Source organism: Nocardioides sp. Iso805N, assembly GCF_000364605.1.
GTDB lineage: Bacteria > Actinomycetota > Actinomycetes > Propionibacteriales > Nocardioidaceae > Nocardioides.
Genome location: NZ_KB822581.1, coordinates 123,395 through 144,369, shown reverse-complemented (window position 1 = coordinate 144,369; position 20,975 = coordinate 123,395). Strand labels below are relative to the sequence as shown.

At 70.4% G+C, this 20,975-nt stretch carries 19 protein-coding genes and 1 tRNA gene; 8 read left to right on the top strand and 12 right to left on the bottom strand.

The window, feature by feature from the left end; genetic code table 11:
- Positions 1-16 precede the first annotated feature (16 nt).
- Together H036_RS0115955 and H036_RS0115950 are read left to right on the top strand one after the other, a co-directional pair.
- Positions 17-1,807: a dolichyl-phosphate-mannose--protein mannosyltransferase gene (locus tag H036_RS0115955; protein ID WP_017935804.1), complete on the top strand. Its 1,791-nt coding sequence runs from the start codon at positions 17-19 to the stop codon at positions 1,805-1,807.
- Positions 1,807-2,181, top strand: a complete 375-nt coding sequence (locus tag H036_RS0115950) for a DUF3054 domain-containing protein (protein ID WP_017935803.1) — start codon at positions 1,807-1,809, stop codon at positions 2,179-2,181. Before H036_RS0115955 ends, H036_RS0115950 begins: the two co-directional genes overlap by 1 nt.
- Here H036_RS0115950 and H036_RS0115945 read toward each other — a convergent pair.
- Positions 2,178-3,782 carry an amidohydrolase gene (locus H036_RS0115945; RefSeq protein WP_017935802.1) on the bottom strand — a complete coding sequence of 535 codons (1,605 nt, stop codon included), beginning with the start codon at positions 3,780-3,782 and terminating at the stop codon, positions 2,178-2,180. The two genes, H036_RS0115950 and H036_RS0115945, sit on opposite strands and share 4 nt — an antisense overlap.
- Entirely contained in the window at positions 3,779-5,296 is a 1,518-nt protein-coding gene (locus tag H036_RS0115940; RefSeq protein WP_017935801.1) for a purine-cytosine permease family protein, read from the bottom strand. Before H036_RS0115940 ends, H036_RS0115945 begins: the two co-directional genes overlap by 4 nt.
- Positions 5,297-5,410: 114 nt before the next feature.
- On the opposite strand from H036_RS0115940, the gene H036_RS0115935 reads away from it, so the two are divergent.
- A complete protein-coding gene (locus tag H036_RS0115935) occupies positions 5,411-6,445 on the top strand; it encodes a LacI family DNA-binding transcriptional regulator (RefSeq protein ID WP_017935800.1) in 1,035 nt (344 codons plus the stop codon).
- 6 nt (positions 6,446-6,451) lie between these two features.
- Here the strand turns inward: H036_RS0115935 and H036_RS0115930 are convergent, their stop codons facing one another.
- The 3 genes from H036_RS0115930 to H036_RS0115920 form a co-directional block, all read right to left on the bottom strand.
- A complete protein-coding gene (locus H036_RS0115930; RefSeq protein WP_026146103.1) occupies positions 6,452-8,230 on the bottom strand; it encodes a DUF429 domain-containing protein in 1,779 nt (592 codons plus the stop codon).
- A gap of 99 nt (positions 8,231-8,329) precedes the next feature.
- Positions 8,330-10,774, bottom strand: coding sequence for a glycoside hydrolase family 3 N-terminal domain-containing protein (locus H036_RS0115925; protein WP_017935798.1), 2,445 nt, complete (start codon positions 10,772-10,774; stop codon positions 8,330-8,332).
- 49 nt (positions 10,775-10,823) lie between these two features.
- Positions 10,824-12,146 (bottom strand): MFS transporter, encoded by a 1,323-nt coding sequence (locus H036_RS0115920; RefSeq protein ID WP_017935797.1) that lies wholly within the window; start codon positions 12,144-12,146, stop codon positions 10,824-10,826.
- Between the two features lie 62 nt (positions 12,147-12,208).
- On the opposite strand from H036_RS0115920, the gene H036_RS0115915 reads away from it, so the two are divergent.
- Positions 12,209-13,261, top strand: coding sequence for a LacI family DNA-binding transcriptional regulator (locus H036_RS0115915; protein ID WP_017935796.1), 1,053 nt, complete (start codon positions 12,209-12,211; stop codon positions 13,259-13,261).
- 130 nt (positions 13,262-13,391) lie between these two features.
- Here the strand turns inward: H036_RS0115915 and H036_RS0115910 are convergent.
- The 7 genes from H036_RS0115910 to H036_RS0115880 form a co-directional block, all read right to left on the bottom strand.
- Positions 13,392-13,467: transfer RNA gene (locus H036_RS0115910), tRNA-Ala, on the bottom strand.
- Between the two features lie 65 nt (positions 13,468-13,532).
- Positions 13,533-14,411, bottom strand: coding sequence for a divisome protein SepX/GlpR (gene sepX, locus H036_RS0115905; protein WP_157417466.1), 879 nt, complete (start codon positions 14,409-14,411; stop codon positions 13,533-13,535).
- Between the two features lie 84 nt (positions 14,412-14,495).
- The gene (locus H036_RS0115900) at positions 14,496-15,134 is read right to left on the bottom strand and encodes a GNAT family N-acetyltransferase (RefSeq protein ID WP_017935795.1); all 639 of its coding nucleotides are present in this window, start codon (positions 15,132-15,134) and stop codon (positions 14,496-14,498) included.
- A complete protein-coding gene (locus tag H036_RS0115895; RefSeq protein WP_017935794.1) occupies positions 15,134-15,652 on the bottom strand; it encodes a MogA/MoaB family molybdenum cofactor biosynthesis protein in 519 nt (172 codons plus the stop codon). Before H036_RS0115895 ends, H036_RS0115900 begins: the two co-directional genes overlap by 1 nt.
- Entirely contained in the window at positions 15,649-16,158 is a 510-nt protein-coding gene (gene moaC, locus H036_RS0115890; protein ID WP_017935793.1) for a cyclic pyranopterin monophosphate synthase MoaC, read from the bottom strand. The genes H036_RS0115895 and moaC overlap by 4 nt, the downstream gene beginning before the upstream one ends.
- Entirely contained in the window at positions 16,158-17,405 is a 1,248-nt protein-coding gene (glp, locus tag H036_RS0115885; RefSeq protein ID WP_017935792.1) for a molybdotransferase-like divisome protein Glp, read from the bottom strand. Before glp ends, moaC begins: the two co-directional genes overlap by 1 nt.
- A gap of 25 nt (positions 17,406-17,430) precedes the next feature.
- Complete coding sequence (locus tag H036_RS0115880; RefSeq protein ID WP_017935791.1) at positions 17,431-18,825, bottom strand: UTP--glucose-1-phosphate uridylyltransferase; 1,395 nt, start codon at positions 18,823-18,825, stop codon at positions 17,431-17,433.
- 23 nt (positions 18,826-18,848) lie between these two features.
- Between H036_RS0115880 and H036_RS23160 the strand changes: the two genes are divergently transcribed.
- The 4 genes from H036_RS23160 to H036_RS0115855 all read left to right on the top strand — a co-directional run bounded on the left by H036_RS23160 (position 18,849) and on the right by H036_RS0115855 (position 20,940).
- Positions 18,849-19,475 carry a 5-formyltetrahydrofolate cyclo-ligase gene (locus H036_RS23160; protein ID WP_232421888.1) on the top strand — a complete coding sequence of 209 codons (627 nt, stop codon included), beginning with the start codon at positions 18,849-18,851 and terminating at the stop codon, positions 19,473-19,475.
- Positions 19,476-19,514: 39 nt separating this feature from the next.
- A complete protein-coding gene (locus H036_RS0115865; protein ID WP_017935788.1) occupies positions 19,515-19,763 on the top strand; it encodes an FmdB family zinc ribbon protein in 249 nt (82 codons plus the stop codon).
- Positions 19,764-19,861: 98 nt separating this feature from the next.
- Positions 19,862-20,518 carry an SAF domain-containing protein gene (locus H036_RS0115860; protein WP_017935787.1) on the top strand — a complete coding sequence of 219 codons (657 nt, stop codon included), beginning with the start codon at positions 19,862-19,864 and terminating at the stop codon, positions 20,516-20,518.
- A 62-nt stretch (positions 20,519-20,580) separates the two neighbouring features.
- Entirely contained in the window at positions 20,581-20,940 is a 360-nt protein-coding gene (locus H036_RS0115855; protein ID WP_017935786.1) for an MscL family protein, read from the top strand.
- Positions 20,941-20,975: the final 35 nt, after the last annotated feature.

Genomic DNA, 20,975 nt, shown 5'->3' with positions numbered 1-20,975 from the left:
CGTAGAGTTCACGATCGTGACGACCGCGCCGCCTGCCTCCGCGCCCTCGCGCGAACCCCGACCGGACGCGACGCCCCGGCGCATCACGCTGAGCCGGACCGCGCTCGGCCGGCCGGTGCCGTCGGCCTGGCGCCGGGCGGCGGCGCGGATGTCCGACGAGGACCCGGTGATCAGCTGGGTCATCTCGATCGGCATCACGGTGATGTCGTTCCTGCTGCGGATCTGGCACCTGGGCACACCTCACGTCTTCGCCTTCGACGAGACCTACTACGCCAAGGACGCGTGGTCGCTGCTGCACTACGGCTACGCCCGCAACGCCGTCACCGACGCGGACAAGCTGATCCTGGCGGGCACCACCGACCCGTCGAAGGTGTTCAGCCCCGACGGCGCCGAGATGATCGTCCATCCCGAGATCGGCAAGTGGCTGATCGCGCTGGGCGAGAAGGCGTTCGGGATGGCCCCGTTCGGCTGGCGGATCGCCTCCGCGGTGATCGGCGCCCTGATGATCCTGGTGCTGATCCGGCTCGTACGCCGCCTGACCGGCTCCACCCTGCTCGGCGCCGTCGCCGGTCTGCTGATGTGCTTCGACGGCCTGCAGTTCGTGCTCTCCCGGCTGGCCCTGCTCGACATCTTCGGCGCGTTCTTCATCCTGCTCGCGGTGCACTTCATGGTGATGGACCGCGACTGGTACCGCGCCAAGCTGGCGCGGCTGGTCTCCGAGCAGGATGTGCTCGACCACCAGGCGAACGCGCGCGCGTTCGGCCCCGTACGGCGCCTGCTCTTCCGCCCCTGGTTGCTGGCCGCGGGCATCACCTGGGGCCTGGCGCTGGGCACGAAGTGGGATGCCGCCTACCCGCTGGCCTGCTTCTCGCTGCTCTACGTGGCCTGGTGCGCCGGCGCGCGCCGCATGTTCGGCATCTCCTATGCGCGCCTGAAGGCCCTCCCGGCCGACGGCCTGACGGCGTTCGTCCACCTCGTGGTGATCGCGGGGATCGTCTACGTGACCTCCTGGACCGGCTGGCTGATCCACCACCACGTCTACGAGCAGTCGCTCTCCTCGACGCAGTACACCCAGTACACCGGCAAGGGACACTGCGACAAGACCACCTACGTCTCGGACGATCCCGACACGAGCGCGAAGTGGTCGACCGCCGAGGAGCCGCTGCAGCACGGTCTGGCCGGGGTGAAGCAGGCACTGCACTCGCTCTGGTACTACCACCAGGACGTCTACACCTTCCACACCAACTTCCTGCAGTGCGCCACCCATCCCTATGCCTCGCAGCCGGCGGGCTGGCCGCTGCTCAACCGGCCGGTCGGGGTCGCCGCCGACAACGGCATCCAGCCCGGCGCCACCAACGGCGGCCAGACGTGTACGGCGCCCGAGGGCGACACGTGCCTGCGCCAGGTGCTGCTGCTCGGCACCCCCGTGCTGTGGTGGGGCGGCGCGATCGCGCTGATCGCCGCCGGGATCCTGTGGGTCGGCGCACGGGACTGGCGCTTCGGCATCGCCATCGTCGGCGCACTGTCGACCTGGCTGCCGTGGCTGCACTACGCCCACCGACCGATCTTCAGCTACTACGCGATCTCGATGCTGCCTTTCATCGTCCTGGCCATCGTGCTGTGCATGGGCCGGATGATCGGCACCGCGAGGGTGTCCACACCACAGCGCACCGTCGGCGTGATCGTCTCGGGCGCGTTCTTCCTGCTGGTGCTGGTGAACTTCGCCTACTTCTGGCCCATCTACACCGACGGCCTGCTCACCCACGCCCAGTGGCTCAACCGAATCTGGTTCCAGAGGTGGATCTGATGTACTCCCGTACCGTCTGGTGGGCCCTGGTGGCCGACCTCGTCTGCGTCGTCGCGTTCGCTGCCGGTGGCAAGTCGGCCCACGACGAGTCCTCGACGTGGTGGGTCATCGCCCGGATCGCCTGGCCGTTCGCGCTGGCCTGCCTGCTCGGCTGGGCGTACGTCGCGCGTCGCGGGTGGGACCCGCGGCAGGTCCGGCCGGCCGGCATCGCCGTGCTGGCGGCGACGTACGTGCTGGGGATGGTGCTGCGGCTGATCAGCGGTCGCGGCATCGCGATCGGCTTCCTGATCGTGGCCATCATCTTCCTCAGCCTGACGATGCTCGGCTGGCGCCTGGTCGCCGGTTGGGTGACCAGGCGCCGCGCCGCCGCTTAGGCGACCACCTCGCCGTCCAGCACCGTGCCGACGACCGGCAGCACGGCCAGCTCCTCGGGCGCGACCGCCAGCGGATCCTCGGACCAGACCGTGAGGTCGGCGTCGTAACCGGGGGCGAGCCGACCGCGGTGGGACTCCTCCCCCGAGGCCAACGCGGCGTGCGTGGTGTAGCCCTCCAGCGCCTGCAGCGCGGTCAGGGGCTTGCCCGCCAGCGGAGACAGCTCGCCGTCGAAGTGGCGGCGCAACTGCGCGTCCGCCATCGTCCACCGCGGGTCGTACGGCGCGATCGGCCAGTCGGTGCCGAGGGCCACCACGGCCCCGACATCACGCAGCTGCGCCCAGGGGAACCCGTCGTCGACGCGGTGATCGCCGAGCCGCTGCGACCAGTTGTCCGAGCGATCGGCACGGTTGAAGAAGGTGCAGTGCAGCGGCTGCATGCTCGCCGCCGCCACCCGGCTGCCGAAAAGCTCGACGTGCTCCTCGGGGAGGGTCTCGATGTGCTCGATGCGGTGTCGGGCCAGCGGTCCGTAGGTGGCGCGGAGCTCGGCGAAGATCAGCAGCGTCTCCCGCACGCCTCGGTCCCCGATGGCGTGCACCGCGCAGTTCACCCCAGCACGGTGGAGCGTGGTGAGGGCGTCCCGGAAGGCCGCGACGTCGCGCCAGAGCGGGTCGACGCTCTCCCCGTGAGCATCGGCGTACTCCAGCCAGGCGGTGCCACCGTCGATCGTCCCGTCGACGAACAGCTTCACCCCCTCGACCCGCCACCGGCGACCGCGCCGCCCCTGGACGTCCAGGACGCTGCGCACGTCATGACCAGGCATCAGCCAGGGGTTGAAGCCGATGCGCATCCGCAGGTCGCCGGTCTCCTCGACGCAGCGCACCAGGTCCTCGGAGGGGTGATCGAAGTCCATCGCGTGCATGCCGGTCAGACCGGCACCGGCCATCCCGCGCAGCAGTGCGTCGAAGCGCTCGGCGTACTCCTCGGCGCTCGGCGAGGGCAGTAGCGTCCGGACCAGCTCCGCGGCCTCCGACTCCAACAGGTAGCCGGTCGGCCTGCCGTCGGCGTCGCAGTCGATGCGCGAGACCGAGGTGAAGTCGCGAGGTCCGTCGATGCCCGCCCGCCGCAGCGCCTCGGGCGAGACGAGGGCGGAGTGGGCGTCGTACATCGAGATGTAGGCGGGCCGCTCCCCCAGCCCGAGGGCCGCTGCCGACGGTGTCGCGCCGGCGAAGACAACCGGGTTCAGGCCCCACCCGCGCAGCCACTGGCCCGGCGCCAGCTCCGCCTCGGCCGCTGCGAGCGCCTCCCGTACGTCGGAAAGCGTCCGTGCTCCGGTGAGCTCCACGCCGATGGTGCCGTCCAGGCCGTGGACCGGATGGGTGTGACCGTCGACCAGGCCAGGGGTGATGACGGCCTCGCCGTGGTCGATGACCCGGCCGGCCCGTGGGCGGAGGTCCGCCGCTTCGCCGACGGCCAGGATGCGACCCTGGCCGACCAGGACGCCGCTGGCGCGGGGTGTGCGGTCGTCGAGCGTGTGGACCAGTCGCGCGGTGTGCAGCGTGACCCGCTCGGTCGTGAGCGACGTCGTGAGCGGGGTGTTCATCGGGCTCCTTCGAAGGCGGCGTCGGTGAGGGCCGAGGGATTGCCCGAGGGGGCAACCGGGCGGTACCGGCGGGTGAGGGTCAGGTAGATCGCCGCGGGCACGAGGAGCCCGGTCGGCAGGGACAGGTCGATGCCGCCCAGGGCGGAGGAGATCGGGCCGGTGTAGATCGGCGTGGACGAGCACATCAGCGAGACCGCGAACCCGAGCAGCACCGCGGCGGCGCCGGCCAGGTTGAAGCCGCCGGTGAACCAGTACGGGCTGGTCACGCTCTCGTCGCTCAGCGCCACGCCGTCGTACCTGTTGCGGCGCCACCACATGTCGGAGACGTAGACGGACATGACCGGCGCGAGCACCGTGACGACGAGCTGCATCAGGTTGGAGACGCTGTCCAGGAAGTTCGAGACGAGCATCGCGTAGAGCGTGATGGCGGTGCCGAGGGTGCCGTCGAGGAGGACGCTGCGCGAGCGCCGCAACCGCAGACCGATCGACTGCAGCGCGAGGCCCGAGCTGTACGCCGTCATCGCGTTGTTGGCCACCGTGCCCACGATCACCGCGACCAGGAACACCGGGGTGAACCAGTCGGGCAGCAGGCTCTCGGCGGCGGCCTGGGGGTCGCTGGCGTCCACGGCCGTCGCGGCCAGCACGCCGACGGAGGTGATCACGGTGCCGGGAACGAACGATCCGACGAAGGTCCAGCCGACGATGGCGCGCATCGGCGTACGCCGGGGCAGGTAGCGGGTGAAGTCGGCACTGTTGGTGTAGGACAGCGGCCCCGAGGCGACCAGCGCGGTGCCGGCGGTCAGGGCGGCCCACAGGTCGCTCCCGTGCAGCCCCGCGGACGGTGCATAGCCCCAGTCCGCATGGCCGATGACGAAGGCGGCCATCACCGCGAAGACGATCGTGAGGAGCAGGGCGAGCAGCTGGTAGAACCGCATGATGAAGCCGTGGCCGTAGACGCTGATCGCCAGCGTCGCCGCCGCGATCAGCACGATCACCACCACCTTCACCGGCGTGGTCACGTCCACGCCGGCACGCCCCAGCAGGCTGTAGGCGACCAGCGCGGCCGCCGCCCAGTTGAGGGCGAGGTAGCAGACCGAGATCAGCCAGCCCGCCACCGCGACGTTGACCCGGTTGCCGCGCACGCCGTACATCGCCCGGGTGATCACCTCGCTGGGCGTCCCCGCCACCGGCCCGGTCGCCGCGATGACAGCGGCGAAGATGGTGAACAGCGAGCCCACCACGACCACGGCGAGCGCCTGCACGAGGCTCAGTCCCATCAGGATCAGGACGGTGCCCACGATGAAGCCGAGGAAGTTGACGTTGGGCGCGGCCCAGACCGCGAACAGCTCGCGGGCGCGGCCGTGACGCTCGCTGTCGGGGATGACGTCGATGCCGTGCGACTCCACCCGCAGCGACCCGTCGGCCCCGGCCGGCGACGAGGCCGGTGTGGCACCGGGTGGGATCGGCGACGCCGAGGAAGCCGCGGACTCTGCCGGCGGCGTGGGTGCGGACATGTGGTTCTCCCCTAAGGACGTGGCGCGGATCTGTGTGATCCAGAGCACCCCTGACTCGGATGATTGGGGAGCGTAGGAACCCAAATCGATTTGGGCAATGGCTAGTCTGCGCACATGGCCTCGGATCGACCCACACCACGTCGCGCGACCATCCAGGACGTGGCCCGCCGTGCCGGCGTCTCCTCGACGACGGTCTCGCACACCTTCAGCGGGAACGGCACGGTCGCCACCGCCACTCAGCAGCGCGTCCGCGCGGCCGCCGACGCGCTCGGCTACCGTCCCGATGCGCTGGCCCGCGGCCTGCGCAGCAGCCGGCTCGGCGTGATCGCGCTCGTGGAGCGCTCCGTCATCGACTTCGGCCCCCACGCCGTGTTGGGCGTGGACTACTTCCTGCGCTTCGCCGGGGCGGCGGCGCTCGCCGCCGTCGACCAGGGCTACGGCCTGATGTTCGTCCCGGATCCCTCCGAGGAGGACGCACCGATGGTGGCCTTCGCCTGCGACGGCTTCCTGGTCACCGAGCCGACAAGCAACGACCACCTGCTGACCACCCTGGAGCGGCACGGCATCCCGCACCTATCGGTGGGCCGTGACCCGGCGCGCGAGCGGCCCGACACGGTCGTCGACATCGCCACCGAGCTGATCACCGACCGTGTCCTCGACCACCTCGCCGACGGCGGCGCGAAGCGCGTCGCCGTCATCGTGGGCACGGATGAGAACGCATGGAACCTCGACACCGAGGCCGCCTACCGCGCGTGGGCCGTCCGGCTCGGCCATGAGCCGCTCGTCGTACGCCAGCCCGAGCGTTCGGACGAGGCCGGGGGCCGGGAGGCGGCCGAGCTGCTCAGCAGCGACGGTACGGTCGATGCGATCTACGCGCTCACCGCCGAGCACGCGCTCGGCGCCCTGGCGCTGCTGCGCGAGCGCGGCCTGCTCCCCCACGTGCAGCTGGTCTGCGGCTCCGACGCCGAGTCGCTCCGCGCCGCCACGCCCGCGATCTCCGCCGTCGACCTGCTGCCCGAGGCGCTGGCATGGGAGGCGACGATGCGCCTGCTGACCCTGGTGGACGGGATCGAGCGTCCCGCGCCCACGCCGGACCACGGCCGGATCAACGTACGCCGCACCAGCGGTCGCCGGGACCAGCGTGGGTGAGCGCGATCAGCCGTCGGCGCGCATCTTCGCGAGCCGCTCGCGCAGGGAATCAGCGCGGTGCGCGTTGCCGCCGAGGTCGACGTAGGCGTCGCCGTACGCCCACAGGAGCGCGTCGTCGAGCCGGCGCACCGCCCCTGGCGGATAGCGGTAGGCCATCCGCTGCTCGAGGGTCTCCTCGTCCACCGACCGCAGCCTGGCGGCGAGCTCGGTCAGGGAGACGATCCCCAGCTCCAGGATGAGGCTGGCGATCCAGGCGTAGTGGTCGATGCGCGACCAGCCGGCGTCGGCATACTGCCCGGCCAGGAACGCCGCCAGCTCGCGCGGGCTGATCCGCGGGTCGTCGTTCACCTCCTCCAGCGGCGCTCCGGTGAGCCCGACGCGGAGCCGGTCCCGGATCGTGGTGAACTCCCGGTCGGCGAGCTCGAGCAGGCCGGCCGCGAGGGTGAACCGGCGGTCGAACTCGGAGACGTGCTCGGGGGGGATCGTGCCCTTGTAGCGGATGTCGTGCTCGAACTCCGCCCAGGCGTGCTGCAGCACGGTCCGGATCTGGACCTGGGCCTGGCGGGTGGGCAGCAGGTCGTAGTCCGCCGGCGCCTCCGACGCGGGGTCGATCCCGACGAGCAGGTGCCGGCTGGCATAGCCGAAGCGGCCCTCGTCGGCTGTCTCCTGCCCCATGTCCCGATCGTCGTGGACCATGACCTCGTCACCGAGCAGGTCGACTACAGCCTGTACGTCGCTCTGCACGTACGTGATGACCCGGATCCCGATCTGGTCGGTGATGTCCTCGAGCGGCTTGCGGTAGATCCGTCGCCCGTCGACGGTGCGCGCGGCCTTGATGGCGAAGGAGGAGACCGACTTCGCCCGACCGGTCACCGTGAGGTAGTTGATGCCCGCGTCGTCGAGGATCGCGGTCACCAGCCGTACGAACTGCTCTGTCGCCCGCTGCCGCTCCGGCTGGGTCCGGGCATACTCGCGGACCGCGACGTCCGGGTCGGTCATCGACGCCGCTCGCCGACGCGGCGTGGGCGTCAGGTCCTCCGGCAACACGGGCGTGACGATGTAGCCGGTCTCGACGTCGCCGTACGTCGTGGTCTGCTCGGGTCGGCGCGTCGCGAACAGCCCGACGTAGGCGCACACCACGGCGTCGACCTGGTCCTCGACGACCCGCAGCTCGCTCTTGCGCTCAGCCGCCCTGACAGCGGTCGACAGCGCCCGCCACGAGCGCGCGCCTGCCTGGTCGGCTGCGGGTCCCTCGAGGATCAGTGGCGGCTCGGCGCTGGCGCGCGACTCCAGCAGATCCATCAGCAGCATCAGCTCGGTGCGCAGCTGCGCGAAGTCGCGCCCGGGCTTGTTCTTGTACTTCAGCGTCCGACCCAACCGGAACAGCGCGACCATCGCCGGGTGCGGATAGACCTCGATCGCCCGGCGGGCCCGGCGCGACCGCGGGTTGATGTCCAGCCCGAGCCGGCTGGCGATGCGCGCTCCGCGCGGCTGCTCGCTCAGCTCGGGCTTGCTCGTGTTCACCGGGTGGGCGCCGGCATCGAAGCGCGCGAAGTCGGCGTTGAGCAGCGCCTCGGCGGGCCGGTTGCCGGTCGCGTTCTTGACGATCAGGGGTGCGTCGACGGCGACCAGGCACTCGCCCCCGACGTACGGCGTCAGCTTCTCGACGATGTCGTCGTCGTCGGTCGCCTGGGACACGTGCACCAGCCGTCCCTCAGGGTCCAGCACGGCCAGTCCGGTCGGTCTGCGCTCGCCCCAGGCGAGATCGACCCCCACGAAGTACATGAGCACAGGGTGCCAGGTGGCCATGGGCCGGTCTCAGGGAGCCCTGACACGCGTCGCTTCCGCCGGACCGCCGCTACTGATCAGACGAGCCCGTGCGATTCACTCGACCCGCGACTCCGACAGGTAGGAACGTGCTCGACCGAGTTGGATCGTGGGACCGACGACCTCGAACCTCGCCCGGGCGCGGATGTCGTCGGAGCTGGAGCCGACGAGTACGTCGATGGGTCCCGGCTCGATGATGTAACTGGTCCGGTCGAGTCCGAGGTAGCAGAGCTGGTCCATCCGCACCGTGAAGGTGACGGTCCGGGCGGCTCCGGGCGCGAGACTGATCCTGCGGAATCCGACGAGCTCCTGGGCGGGTCGGGTGAGCCCGGTCGCGGTGTCGCCGACGTACAGCTGCACAACCTCGTCACCACCCATGGTCCCGGTGTTCTTCACGGTGACGCTGATCTCGACGGAACCGGTGCTCTCGACGGTGCTCGAGCTCAGCGTCGCGCCGCTGTATTCGAAGGACGTGTAGCTCAGGCCGTGTCCGAACGCGAACAGCGGTGTCCCAGGCATGTCGCGATAGCCCTTGTGCATGTCGGAGGCCGTGCGACGGTAGCCGCTGCCGTGGTGCTGACCCGCATAGATCGGAACCTGTCCGGTGTGCCTGGGCATGCTGTAGGGCAGCTTTCCGCCGGGGTTCGTGATGCCGAACAGTGCGTCCGCGACCGCACGGGTTCCCTGCTGGCCGCCGTAGTAGGCGTGCGCCAGAGCAGTCAGCGATGGGAGGGACTCCGCGATCGCCATCGGACGCCCGGTGGACAGTACGCCGACGACGGGCGTGCCCGTCGCTGCGACGGCAGCCAGCAGATCGCGCTGGATGCGAGGCAGCTCGATGTCGGCGGAGTCCGAGCCCTCGCCCTCCGTGGTCGCACCGAAGAACCAGCCACCGCGACCCCCGACCGCAGTGATCACGACGTCAGCGTCGGCGGCCGCTGCCACCGCCTCGTCGAGATCGTGCGGCTCCGAGTCGAGCACACCGCAGCCACGCGCGAGGGTGACCTGGGCGTCCGGCACCAGATCCCGGATCGCATCTGCGAGGCTGACCGCGCCGTAGCGCTGCCGGATGTAGTCCTCGGACGAGACCGTGAGCGCCCCGGCGAACTCTGCACCGACCGCTGCTGCCGCCTCGGCCGGCATCTCGCCACCTAGCGCGTCAAGACCGGCCATCGCGCCGTCGCCGCCACCCATCATGGCCCCCAACATCGCCAGACCGACCGGGTAGGTGTAGCCGGGGAACGCGAATCCGACCTCGTCAGCGTGCGGTCCCACGATCGCGATCCGTCGAAGGCGCGGGGACAGCGGCAGGATCGATCCCTCGTTCTTGAGCAGGGTCACCGACTCACCTGCCAGCCGACGGGCGAGGTCGACGCCCTGGCGGGCGGTCGCCGTCAGAACGATCGGGTCCTCATCGACGTAGGGACGCTCGAAGAGTCCGAGGGCGAACTTGTCGCGCAGCACTCGCCTCACCGCGGCGTCGAGATCCTCCTCGGCGACTGCGCCGGCGCGCACCTGGTCGGCGAGGGTGGGTCCGTAGCCCACGACGGCGGGCAACTCGACGTCCAGCCCGGCTGAAAGGGCGAGTGCACCGGCCTCGGCGAGGTCACGCGCGACGTTCTGACGCGAGTGCAGCATCGCGACGGTCTGGTAGTCCGAGACCACCGTGCCCTCGAAGCCCAGCTCACCGCGAAGAAGCCCCGTCAGGATCTCCTTCGACGCCCCCACGGGGATCCCGTCGACTTCGGAGTAGGAGTTCATGACCGAAGCGAGCCCGGCGAGCTCGATTGCGGCAGCGAAGGGACGTGCGTGCACCTCGCGCAGCTCCCGGGCAGTGGCCTGGGTCGCTGCCATGTTCTGGCCCCCTTCGGACATCGCGTAGCCCAGGAAGTGCTTCGCCGTAGCGATGACGCCGTCTCGCAGATCGTCTCCCTGCAGCCCCTTGGTGAATGCCACGCTCAGCGCGGAGACCAGGTAGGGATCCTCGCCGTAGGTCTCGTGGACCCGGCCCCACCGCGCGTCGCGGGCGACGTCCATGACGGGCGCGAGTGCCTGGAGGAGCCCGACGCTTCGCATCTGCCGGCGGATGAGGTCTGCCATCTCCCCGACAGTCTCAGGATTCCAGGTGGCGGCCAGGCCGATCGCCGTCGGGAAGACGGTGAATTCCGGTGCGAGGACGCCGTTGAGAGCCTCGTTGTGGAAGATGGCCGGGATGCCGAGGCGGGTGCGCTCGACGAGGAACCTCTGGATCGCGTTCACCGTCCGGGCGATGGTCGCCGGCTCCTTGTGCCCGAACAGCCCGATCGCCGAGACGTGCCCGATCCCCGAGCCGAGCAGCTTGGCCGCCTGTGACTCGAGCAGTCCGTCGGCCCCGAGCAAGGGGATGGGGATCGTCGCGGACAGCTGCATGACCTTCTCCTCGAGGGTCATCCGCTGGAGCAGGTCATCGGCGCGCTGAAGGGGCGCCTTGTCCGCGGCGGTCCACGGGGTGTTCGTGCTCATGCTCTTGGTTTCCTGTCGTGATCGAGGGTGAGCGTCGGGCCGTTGGCGTTCACTTGACGCCCTTGATGCGGTAGACGAGGACGGAACCGGCGAGGGCGACGAGCGCGCCGAACAGATACCAGGTGGTGTACCCGCCGAGCGCCGTGGTCGAGCCGAACGCGATGATCGCCGGCGCCATCGCGGGGGCGATCGCCTGGGGCAGTGCATTGGCGATGTTCAGCACGCCGAGGTCCTTCGCGATGTTCTGCGGGTTGGGCAGCACCTCGGTGGCAAGGGCAAGATCGACGGAGAAGAAGGAACCTGCGCCGAGGCCGATGATGGCCTGGGCCACGATGACGGCGGCGATGCTGGGTGCGAAGGCAAGCAAAACGAGCCCGACGACCATGATGGCTCCCGCAATCGCGACGAACGGGCGACGCTTGGCGATCCTGTCGGACAGGATTCCGCCGATCGGGCCAGAGACCATCATCGCCAGCACCGATGCGACATTCGCCAGAAGAATCGTCGAGATCGCGGCCTTCTCGGCGAGGCCGAACTTCTCAGTCAGGTAGAAGGGCAGGAACGTGGCGACGCCGGCGTATCCGAACACGACGCAGAACTTCGTCAGCCACGTCCACCCGAAGTCGCGGTGCGTGACCGGGTTGAACACGAACGAGCCGAAGAACTCGCGGGCCGTGAAGCGCTGCTCAGGCTTGTTCTCCAGACAGCGATCCTTCAGGACCAGCACGAACAGCACCGCCAACGCCGTACCGATGACACCGGGGACGACGAAGCGCGCGACGTCGTCGGAGAGGATCTTCACCAGGAAGGTGCCGGCCAGGATGCCAAGCGGCGTGGTGATGCCGACGACCCCGGACACCTTCCCTCGGCTGGCGGCGGGCACCTGGTCGGGCAACGTCGCGTTCGCGGCGGCAAGCACGGCGTTCATCGCGACCGAGACCAGGCACCAGGCCGCCAGCAGGACCCACACGGACTGTGCGACTCCCATCAAGGCAAGACCACCGGCGCCAACGATCGAGCCGCCGAGGATCCACGGGCGGCGCATGCCCCAGCGAGACGTCGTGCGGTCCGAGAGGCGACCCGCGAGCGGATTGGCCAGGAGCGCGAAGACCGAACCAACACCCATGACCAAACCCAGAGAACGGGTGGCCGCGTCAGACGTCGCCGAGATGTGTTGGACCTTGAAGGCCAACGACACCATGATCGGCGTCAACAAGGCGAGATAGATTCCGAAGTTCACTGCGGCAAGCGCAGGGACGTACCCCTTGAGGGCCGCGCCCGCGCCGTTGGCGACCTCGGCGGACGCGAGGGAGTCCGCGAGGCCGGCGGTTTCGGCACGGCTCGCGATGGCAGTCACTGACGACTCGGCCATGAAAGTTCCGTTCTGGCGACTTACGCGCGTCACTTACACGCATCAGTCGGTACGATACGTTCATGGACGCTCGCCCTGTCAACCCCTCCGACGACCGCGAAGCGGGTCCCGCGACCTTGCCGACGAGCGCCGACGTGGCCCGCCGCGCGAACGTCTCACGCGCGACCGTCAGCTATGTGCTGAACGGTGTGACCACGCAGAAGATCTCGGACAAGACCCGTGAGGCGGTCCGACGAGCGGCCGAAGAGCTCGGGTATCGACCCAACCGCGCAGCCCAGAGCCTCGCCGCCGGCGCCTCGAGGATCGCGATGTTCGTGGTGCCGAGCGTCCACCTCGGCGAGCTGTCTCTCGTGGTCAGCAGCCAGCTGACCGCCCGCGCCGCGGAGCGCGGCGTCACCCTCATCGCCCACTTCCAGGGGCCGACCAGCAGACCCGTCATCGACGTGGCTCAGGACCTGCGGCCCCGCGTCGTGTTCAGCATGTTCGGACTGGACGCCGACACCACCGACTGGCTCCAGGAGCACGGGATTCCCGTTGTGTCCCTGCTTCCGGACGGCGACCAAGCCGGGCCAGGCAACGACCGGTCGGGGTGGCTCCAGGTTGAGCATCTCGTCAGCCGTGGCCACGCCAGGATCGCTTATGCCGACACGACCGAGCCAGGCCTGGAGGCGGTGGCGAGGATGCGACGTCGAGGTGTCGTCGACGCCTGTGCACAGCACGGACTTGAAGAGCCGGTCTACGAGCGGTTCGACCTCACTGCCCACGGCGCCCAGGAGAAGGTCCGCAGCCTGGTTGGCGCGGGAATCACAGCTGTCGCTTCCTACAACGACGAGGTGGCGATCACCGTGCTCGCGGGCATCCGTCGAGCAGGCCTGCGGTGCCCCGAGGATCTCGCCGTGATCGGGGTTGACGAGATGGCCATCAACGGCTCGATGGAACCGCCCCTGTCCTCGATCGAGTTCGATGTCAGCGCGATCGCACTGCTCTACGCGGATGCACTCTCCGACATCCTCGATGGCGATCCGGCACGTCCGCGCGAGGCGAGCACGACGCGCTTCCTCGAAGGCGGCGACGAGGACGTCATGCGCGTGGTCGTCAGGGAGTCGACCGGCTGACCCTGACAGCGGTGTCAGCCTGCGCCCATAGTCTCGGCACCGGCCGCCGGACACCTCGAGGCAGCGCACCGAACCAGAAGACCCGGGCCCCAAGGGGCCCGGGTCTATCAACATCTCCGGAGAGATCAGATGGTGGAGCTGAGGGGATTCGAACCCCTGGCCTTCTCATTGCGAACGAGACGCGCTACCAACTGCGCCACAGCCCCAGTGCGTCGTCGCCGACGCGAGATGAAACTTAGCACCAGCCTCGGCCGGGCCGGAAATCAGGGTCTCAGGAGCCCGCCGCGCGGCGCTCGCCCTGATTGCCACCGGCATCACGTCGAGCGGCGTCGGCCTCGCGGGCCAGCGCGCTGTCGGACTCGCTGCGGCCCGAGCTCCACACGCCGGTGGAGTCCAGGTCGATGGTGTGCACCGTACGGCGCGCAGCAGGCGGCTTGGAGACATAGGTCGGCAGGGGTACGTCGACCGGGTCCCAGCTGCCCGCGACGGCGGGAATGCTGCTGGTGTCGTCGTCGATCTGGACGACGCCCTCGACAGCTGCCTCGAGGCCGCTGTCCGCGACGGGTACGGCCGCTGCGGACGCCGGGGACTCCTCAACGACGACCGGAGCCGCTGTCGGGCGCAGCGGCGCCGTCCGGCGTACGGACCGCTCGCGGCGGACCATCAGCCGGCAGGCGACCAGCCAGGCGACCAGCAGACCCGCCGGGACGCCTAGCCAGGCCCAGGCGATGACGCCGAAGCCTGCGGCAGCGGCGACGCCGGCGTTGGCCAGCACGAGTACGGCGAGGACGTTGCGGCGGCGCGCAGCGGCGGCGCGACCACGCTGCGGGCGCCTGCTCGGCGCAGCCTGAGTCGGCGCAGCCTGAGTCGGCGCAGCCTGGGCCGGCGCCGGTTCGACAGGCGCGGCAGGTGCCCCAGCAGCGGCAGTCTCGGCGGGCACCGAGGCACGACCGGCGGCCGGGGCGGGTGCGTTCGGGACCAGCCGCGTCGCACGGTCACTGACCGGCTCACGCCGCGCCAGCACCCGCATGGTGTGCGAGAAGGTCGAGACCGTCCGGTTGCGCAGACTCTCGTCATGGTGCTCGAGCGCCTTGGGAACGAGGTAGACAGCCCACGCCACGGCGACGGCTACGAAGATCAATGCGCTCACACCTCGAAGGTTAGGAGCGCTAGCGCAGCATGGGGCGCATGTCTACAGGTGTGTCGCAAAACCACTCCTGTGACTTCTGTGATTTCAGTGCTCCTCAGCCTGCAACCGGGTCAGCAGTCCCTCGGGGCACTCCTCCGCGGTGATCGCATAGATCCGGTGGTCGCGCCAGGCGCCGTCGATGTGCAGGAACCGCGGCGCGTACCCGATCTCGCGGATGCCGAGCTTCTCGACCACGCGCAACGAGTTGGAGTTCTCCGGCCGGATGCAGATCTCGATCCGGTGCAACCCCGCCGCGGCGAAGCAGTGGTCGATCACCAGTGCCACCGCCCGCGGCACCGCACCGCGGCCCGCCTGCTCCCGGTCGATCCAGTAGCCGATGGAGGCGAACTGCGCCGAGCCCCGCACGATGTTGTTGACGGTGATCTGGCCGGCGAAGCGGCCGTCCAGCTCGATCGCGAACGGGTACGTCGAGCCCGCCCGAGCGGCCCGGTGCAGGCGGCGTACGAGGGCCGGGAAGGTGGTCGGCCGCGCGTCGCCGCCGGGCGGGACGGTGGCGTCCCACGGGTGCAGCCAGGCCGCCGACCGCCGCCGAGCGTCGTACCAGGCTCGGCTGTCGCGGCGCGAGAGTGCACGCACGGTCAGGTCGCCGCCGTCGGGCAAGCGCGTGTGCAGCGTCGCCGGCCAAGCGCGGTCCGCTCCCCAGACCGCGCCGCCGAAGGCCATCAGTGGTCGCTCCCGACGGACTGCTCCACCGCGTGCTCCAGCACGGGCCGCAGCACCTCGATCGCGTCCTTCACGCCGCCCCGCGAGCCCGGCAGGTTGATCACCAGGCAGGTGCCGGCCAGGCCGGCGAGGCCACGGGAGAGCATCGCCGTCGGGACGCCCTTGGCGACCCCAGCGGCCCGGATCGCCTCAGCGATCCCGGGGATCTCCCGGTCGAGCAGCGGCCGGGTCGCCTCGGGCGTCAGGTCGGTCGGTGTGAGCCCGGTGCCACCTGTCGTGAGCACGACCCGCGCGCCGGCCGCGACGAAGGCGGCGATCGCCTCCCCCACGGGCTCGCCATCAGGTACGACGACGGGCGCTCCGACGGCGAACCCGAGCTCGTCGAGGAAGTCCGCGAGCAGCGGCCCGGTGGCGTCCTCGTAGACCCCCGCGGCCGCCCGGTTGGAGGCCACCACGACCCCGCCGCCGTATGCGACACGGCCGAGACCGGCGGGGTCGGGGCCGGCCTTCGCGCTCACCGGGCGCCGTCCTCGCGAACCCAGTCCCCCGAGTTGCCGCCACTCTTGGCCTCGACGCGGATGTCGGTGATCACGGCCGCCTTGTCGACCGCCTTGACCATGTCCACGATCGTCAGCGCGGCGACGGAGACCGCGGTGAGCGCCTCCATCTCCACACCGGTGCGGTCGGCGGTGCGCACGGTCGCACTGATCTGGACCGCGCCTCGTCCTGAGCCTGTCGAAGGATCGTCGACGACCGTCAGGTCGACCGTGACGCCGGAGAGTGCCAGCGGGTGGCACAGCGGGACCAGGTCGGGCGTGCGCTTGGCTCCCATGATCCCGGCGATCCTGGCGACCGCCAGCGCATCGCCCTTGGGCACCCCCTCGCCGCGCAGCAACGCCACCACCTCGGCCGAGACCAGCACCCGGCCCGATGCGGTCGCGACCCGCGCGGTCACGCCCTTGCCGGTGACGTCGACCATCCGGGCCGCGCCGCTCTCGTCCACGTGGGTCAGCCGGTCGGCCATCAACGCTGCCCCGTCTCGTGGCCGTGCTCGATCAGGAGCACGTCGACCTCCGCGCCGGCAGGCAGCGACGTGACGGCCTCGGGTACGACGAGGAGGCAGTTCGAGCTGGCCAGGCTGCCCAGCATGTGTGACGCCGGGCTGCCGACGGGCGTGACCACGCCGTCGTCGTACCGACCGCGCATGTACTGCCGCCGCCCCGCGGGCGAGCCCATCGGCTCGGCGAGGCGGGCCCTGAGGACGGGGCGACGGTAGGGCTCCTGACCCATCAGCCGGCGCAGTGCGGGGCGGACGAAGACCTCGAAGGAGACGAAGGAGGAGACCGGGTTGCCCGGCAGGCAGAAGATCGGCACCCGGTCCTCGCCGACCAGTCCGAAGCCCTGCGGCTTGCCCGGCTGCATCGCCACCGGGCCGAACCAGACGCCGTCGGGGGTCAGCGCCTCCTTGACCACGTCGTAGTCGCCCTGGCTGACCCCGCCGGAGGTGATCACCAGGTCCGCCCGGACGAGCTGGTCGTGCAGCGCCGTCCGGAATGCCTGCGGCTCGTCGGGCACGATCCCGACCCGGAAGGCGATCGCGCCGGCCTCGCGCGCGGCGGCGGCAAGCAGGTAGGAGTTGCTGTCGTAGATCGAGTCGTGGCCCAGCGGCTGCCCGGGCTCGCGCAGCTCGGAGCCGGTCGAGATGACCACCACGCGGGGCCGCGGCCGGACGGCCACGGTGGCGCTGCCGACGGCGGCCAGCAGACCGATGTGGCGGGCATCGAGGACGGTGCCGTGCTCGATGACCAGGTCGCCCTCTGCCACGTCCTCGCCGGCGCGGCGCACGTGCTGGCCCTCCTCGCGCGGAGCCCGCCGGATCAGCACCTGGCCCACGCCGCGGTCGGTCGCCTCGTAGGGCACGATCGTGTCGGCGCCGGTCGGCACCGGCGCCCCGGTCATGATCTTGACCGCGGTGCCAGGGGCCAGCGCGTGCACCCGCGCCGTACCTGCGCCGATCTCGCCGACGACGGGAAGCTCCAGCGGCCCCTCGGGGCTGGCGTCGGCGACGTCGTCGAACCGGACGGCGTAGCCGTCCATCGCGGAGTTGTCGAAGCTCGGCAGCGAGACGCTCGCATGCACCTCCTCGGCGCAGACGAGTCCGAGGGCGTCCATCAGCGGCTGCGGGAACGCCGCCATCGGCTCGATCGCGTCGAGGATCCGCTGGCAGTGGTCGTCGGGGCTGACCGGGGTGAGAGGCGAGGCTTCCGGCATGTGACGAGAGCCTACTGGGGCCGGGTCAGCCCTCGTTGACCTCGTCGTCTGCGAAGACCGTTCCGGCGTCGACCCGCTGCGCGGCATCGGTCTCCAGCGTCACCTCGCCGAGGATCTGCACGGACGGCCCGAAGGTCCAGTCGCCCTTGACCCGCAGCGCCGTGGCCTTGGTCAGCGACGGCGCTCCCTCGGGGAAGCGCTGCTCGAACTCGCTGACCAACTTGTAGTAGTCGCCGTCGAGATCGACGAACGGCACCTCGGCGGCGACCTGCTCCAGCGTGAAGCCGTCGCGGATCTCGTAGACGTCGGAGCGCAGCACCAGCAGGTCGTTGGTGGTCTTGACCGGGATGAAGCGGTCCCGGCCGACCTCGATCAGCTGGGCGCCCTCGAAGACCTCGATCGCGGAGCCCATCGCGGTCTCCACCTGGATCACCTTCTGCGTCGAGGCGTCGGAGGGGTCGACGGTCTTCTCGTTGCGGATCAGGGGCAGGCCGAGGATGCCGTCACGGGCGTCCAGGGCCTCCTTCATGGCACGCAGGTCGAACCAGATGTTGTTGGTCGAGCAATAGCGGTGCCGGCTCAGGTCCTGCAGCGCCTTCTGGTCCTCGGGCAGCGTCTGAGCGGTCTCGCGCAGCACGATCCGGCCGTCGGACTTGCGGCGGGCGAAGTGGCCGCCCTTGCGGTCGGAGGGCGTGCGCCGCACCGCCTCGATCGCGAAGGGCGCACCGGAGGAGGCGAACCAGCCCGCGACGTGGGCATCGGGGACGGCACCCAGGTTGTCGGAGTTGGAGACGAAGACCCGCTCGAAACCCTGCTCCAGGAGCTTGTCGAGCAGACCGGTGCCGCGCAGCGCCGTGTAGATGTCGCCGTGACCCGGCGGACACCACTCGAGGTCGGGGTCCTTGGGCCAGGTGACAGGCATCAGGCCGTCGGCGAGCAGCCGGGGCTCCATGTTCTGCCGGAACTCCAGCGGGAGGCCCTCGACCGGGAGGTCGGCGTAGCGCGCCAGCGCGTCGAGCGTGTCGGCCGAGGTGCGGAACGAGTTCATCACGATCAGCGGCAGCGGCGCGCCGTAGGTCTTCCTCAGGTGCAGGATCTGGCGGGCGATGATGTCGAGGAACGACATGCCGCGGCGTACGCACAGCAGCGACTTCGCGCGATCCATGCCCATCGAGGTGCCCAGACCGCCGTTGAGCTTGATCACCGCGGTCGTGCGGATCGCCGCAGCGGCCTCCTCGTCGGAGACCCGGGCGTCGGCCAGCGCCGGCATGTCGACCGGCTCGATCGAGTCCTCGGGGATCTTCCCGGTCTCGCCACGCTCGAGTTGGCGGTAGTAGTGCGCGAACGTCTGCACGGCGACCTCGTCGACGCCGGCGTCCCGCATCTTCGCGACCGCTGCGGCCAGGCCAGGGCTACCCATAGGGTCGATCGTAGGCTGGCGGTGTGGCTGATCCACAAACTCCTCCTCGTTCTGGTCCCCCGCACCACCACGGACTGGCAAAGCTCGCGCTACGGGATCAGCTGCTCACGGCACGTCACCGACTGGGTCTGGCCCAGATCGGCGAAGCCGCTCGGGACCTTGCCAGCCAGCTGCTCGCGCTCCCCGAGATCCATCGATCGGCCACCGTGGCGGCCTATGTCTCGGTCGGCAACGAGCCCGGTACTAGTTCCCTGATCGACGCACTTCAAACCTCGGGACGGCGCGTCCTGCTGCCTCGCGTGCTGCCCGACAACGACCTCGATTGGAGCGTGTACGCCGGACCCGCCTCGCTGCAGCGCGGCCCGCGCGGCATCCTCGAGCCCGACGGCCCACTGCTGGGCGTGAACGCAATCGCCGGTGCCGACGCCGTCCTCGTGCCGGGGCTGGCCGTCGACGCCCGGGGCTATCGGCTCGGCCGCGGTGGCGGCTCCTACGACCGAGCGCTCGGGCGGGTGCCGGTCGGCACCTTCACGTGCGTGCTGCTCTACGACGACGAGGTCGGCCTCAAGGTGCCCGTCGAGCCACACGACCGCCCGGTCGCGGCGGTGGCGTCACCCTCGGGAATCACACGGCTGCGCCGAACGCTGTAAACTGGCAGTCAGATACGTCGAGTGCTAACGGGGAGAGTCGTGCCCACCTACCAGTACGCCTGCACCGAGTGCGGCCACGCCTTCGAGCAGGTCCAGAGCTTCTCCGAGGAGTCCCTCACCGTCTGCCCCGAGTGCAGCGGCCGGCTGCGCAAGGTCTTCAGCGCAGCCGGCGTCGTGTTCAAGGGCTCCGGGTTCTACCGCACCGACAGCCGCTCCTCGAGCAGCTCGTCCAGCACGGCGGCGGGCAGCTCGTCGGCTGCTGCCGCGTCCCCCGCCAGCAGCGACTGAGCAACCGCGGGCCGTCCAGTGCCCGCACGCCGGCTCCTCACCGAGACGCCTGTGGATGACCGGACGCACGGTCCGGCGGATCGGCCTACCGTCCTCGGGTGACCTCATCTCTCGGGACCTTCTGCCGTGCCGGCCGACAGCTGCGCCGCCGCGTGCTGGCGCACCGTCGGCTCCTGGCCGGGGTGCTGGCGCTGTTGGCGGTCGTGCTCGGCCTGCAGGCCGCGCGCCCGCCCGCGCCGGTGACCGCGGCACTCACTGTCGCACGCCACGATCTTCCCGCCGGCGCGGTGCTGACCGCCGCCGACCTGACCACCGTCGCGGTGCCGCCCCGCGCGGTGCCCGCGGGCGTGGTGCGACGCCCGACGGGTCGGGTGCTCGCCGCCGGACTGCGGCGCGGCGAGCCGCTCACCGACCTGCAGCTGGTCGGCCCCGGCCTGACCGCTGGCCACCCCGACCTGGTGGCCCTGCCGGTGCGGTTGCCCGATGCCGGCATGGCGGCTCTGCTCCGCGTCGGCGACCACGTCAGGCTGCTCGCCACCGACGCCCAGCGCGGCACCACCACGACGGTCGCGCCCGATGCGTTGGTGCTCGCCCTCCCGTCCGACGACGACGCAACAGCCGCGAAAGTATCCTCGGCCGGCGTCACGAGCGCGCTCGGCGGACGTCTTGTCGTCATGGGTCTCCCCGAGAGCCTCGTCACTCTGGTCACCTCCGCATCGGTGAGGGACTTCCTCACCTACGCGTATCCAAACTAGGGTCGTGGCGTTTCTTCTCGGGGGAATCTCCCGTCACACCAACGATTTGGAGAGATTGAGAAATGAGCGGCTTCAAGAAGTTCCTGCTCCAGGGTGACCTGGTCGCGCTCGCCGTCGCGTTCGTCATCGGCGGCGCCTTCGCCACGGTCGTCAAGGCCCTGGTCACGGTGATCATGGATCTGATCGGCAAGGCCGGCGGGACGCCGAACTTCTCGTCCTATGCGCCCGGCGGTGTGCACATCGGCGACTTCATCACCGCGCTGATCTCCTTCGTCGTCCTGGCCGCGATCGTCTACTTCTTCGTCGTGGTCCCCTACACCAGGGCCAAGGAGCGTTTCTTCCCGACGCCCCCGGCCGCCGAAGGCGCCACGACCGAGTCCCTGCTCGCCGAGATCCGCGACCTGCTGGCCGCGAGGCAGTGATCGGCTGACCCAGGCTGACCCAGGCTGACCCAGCC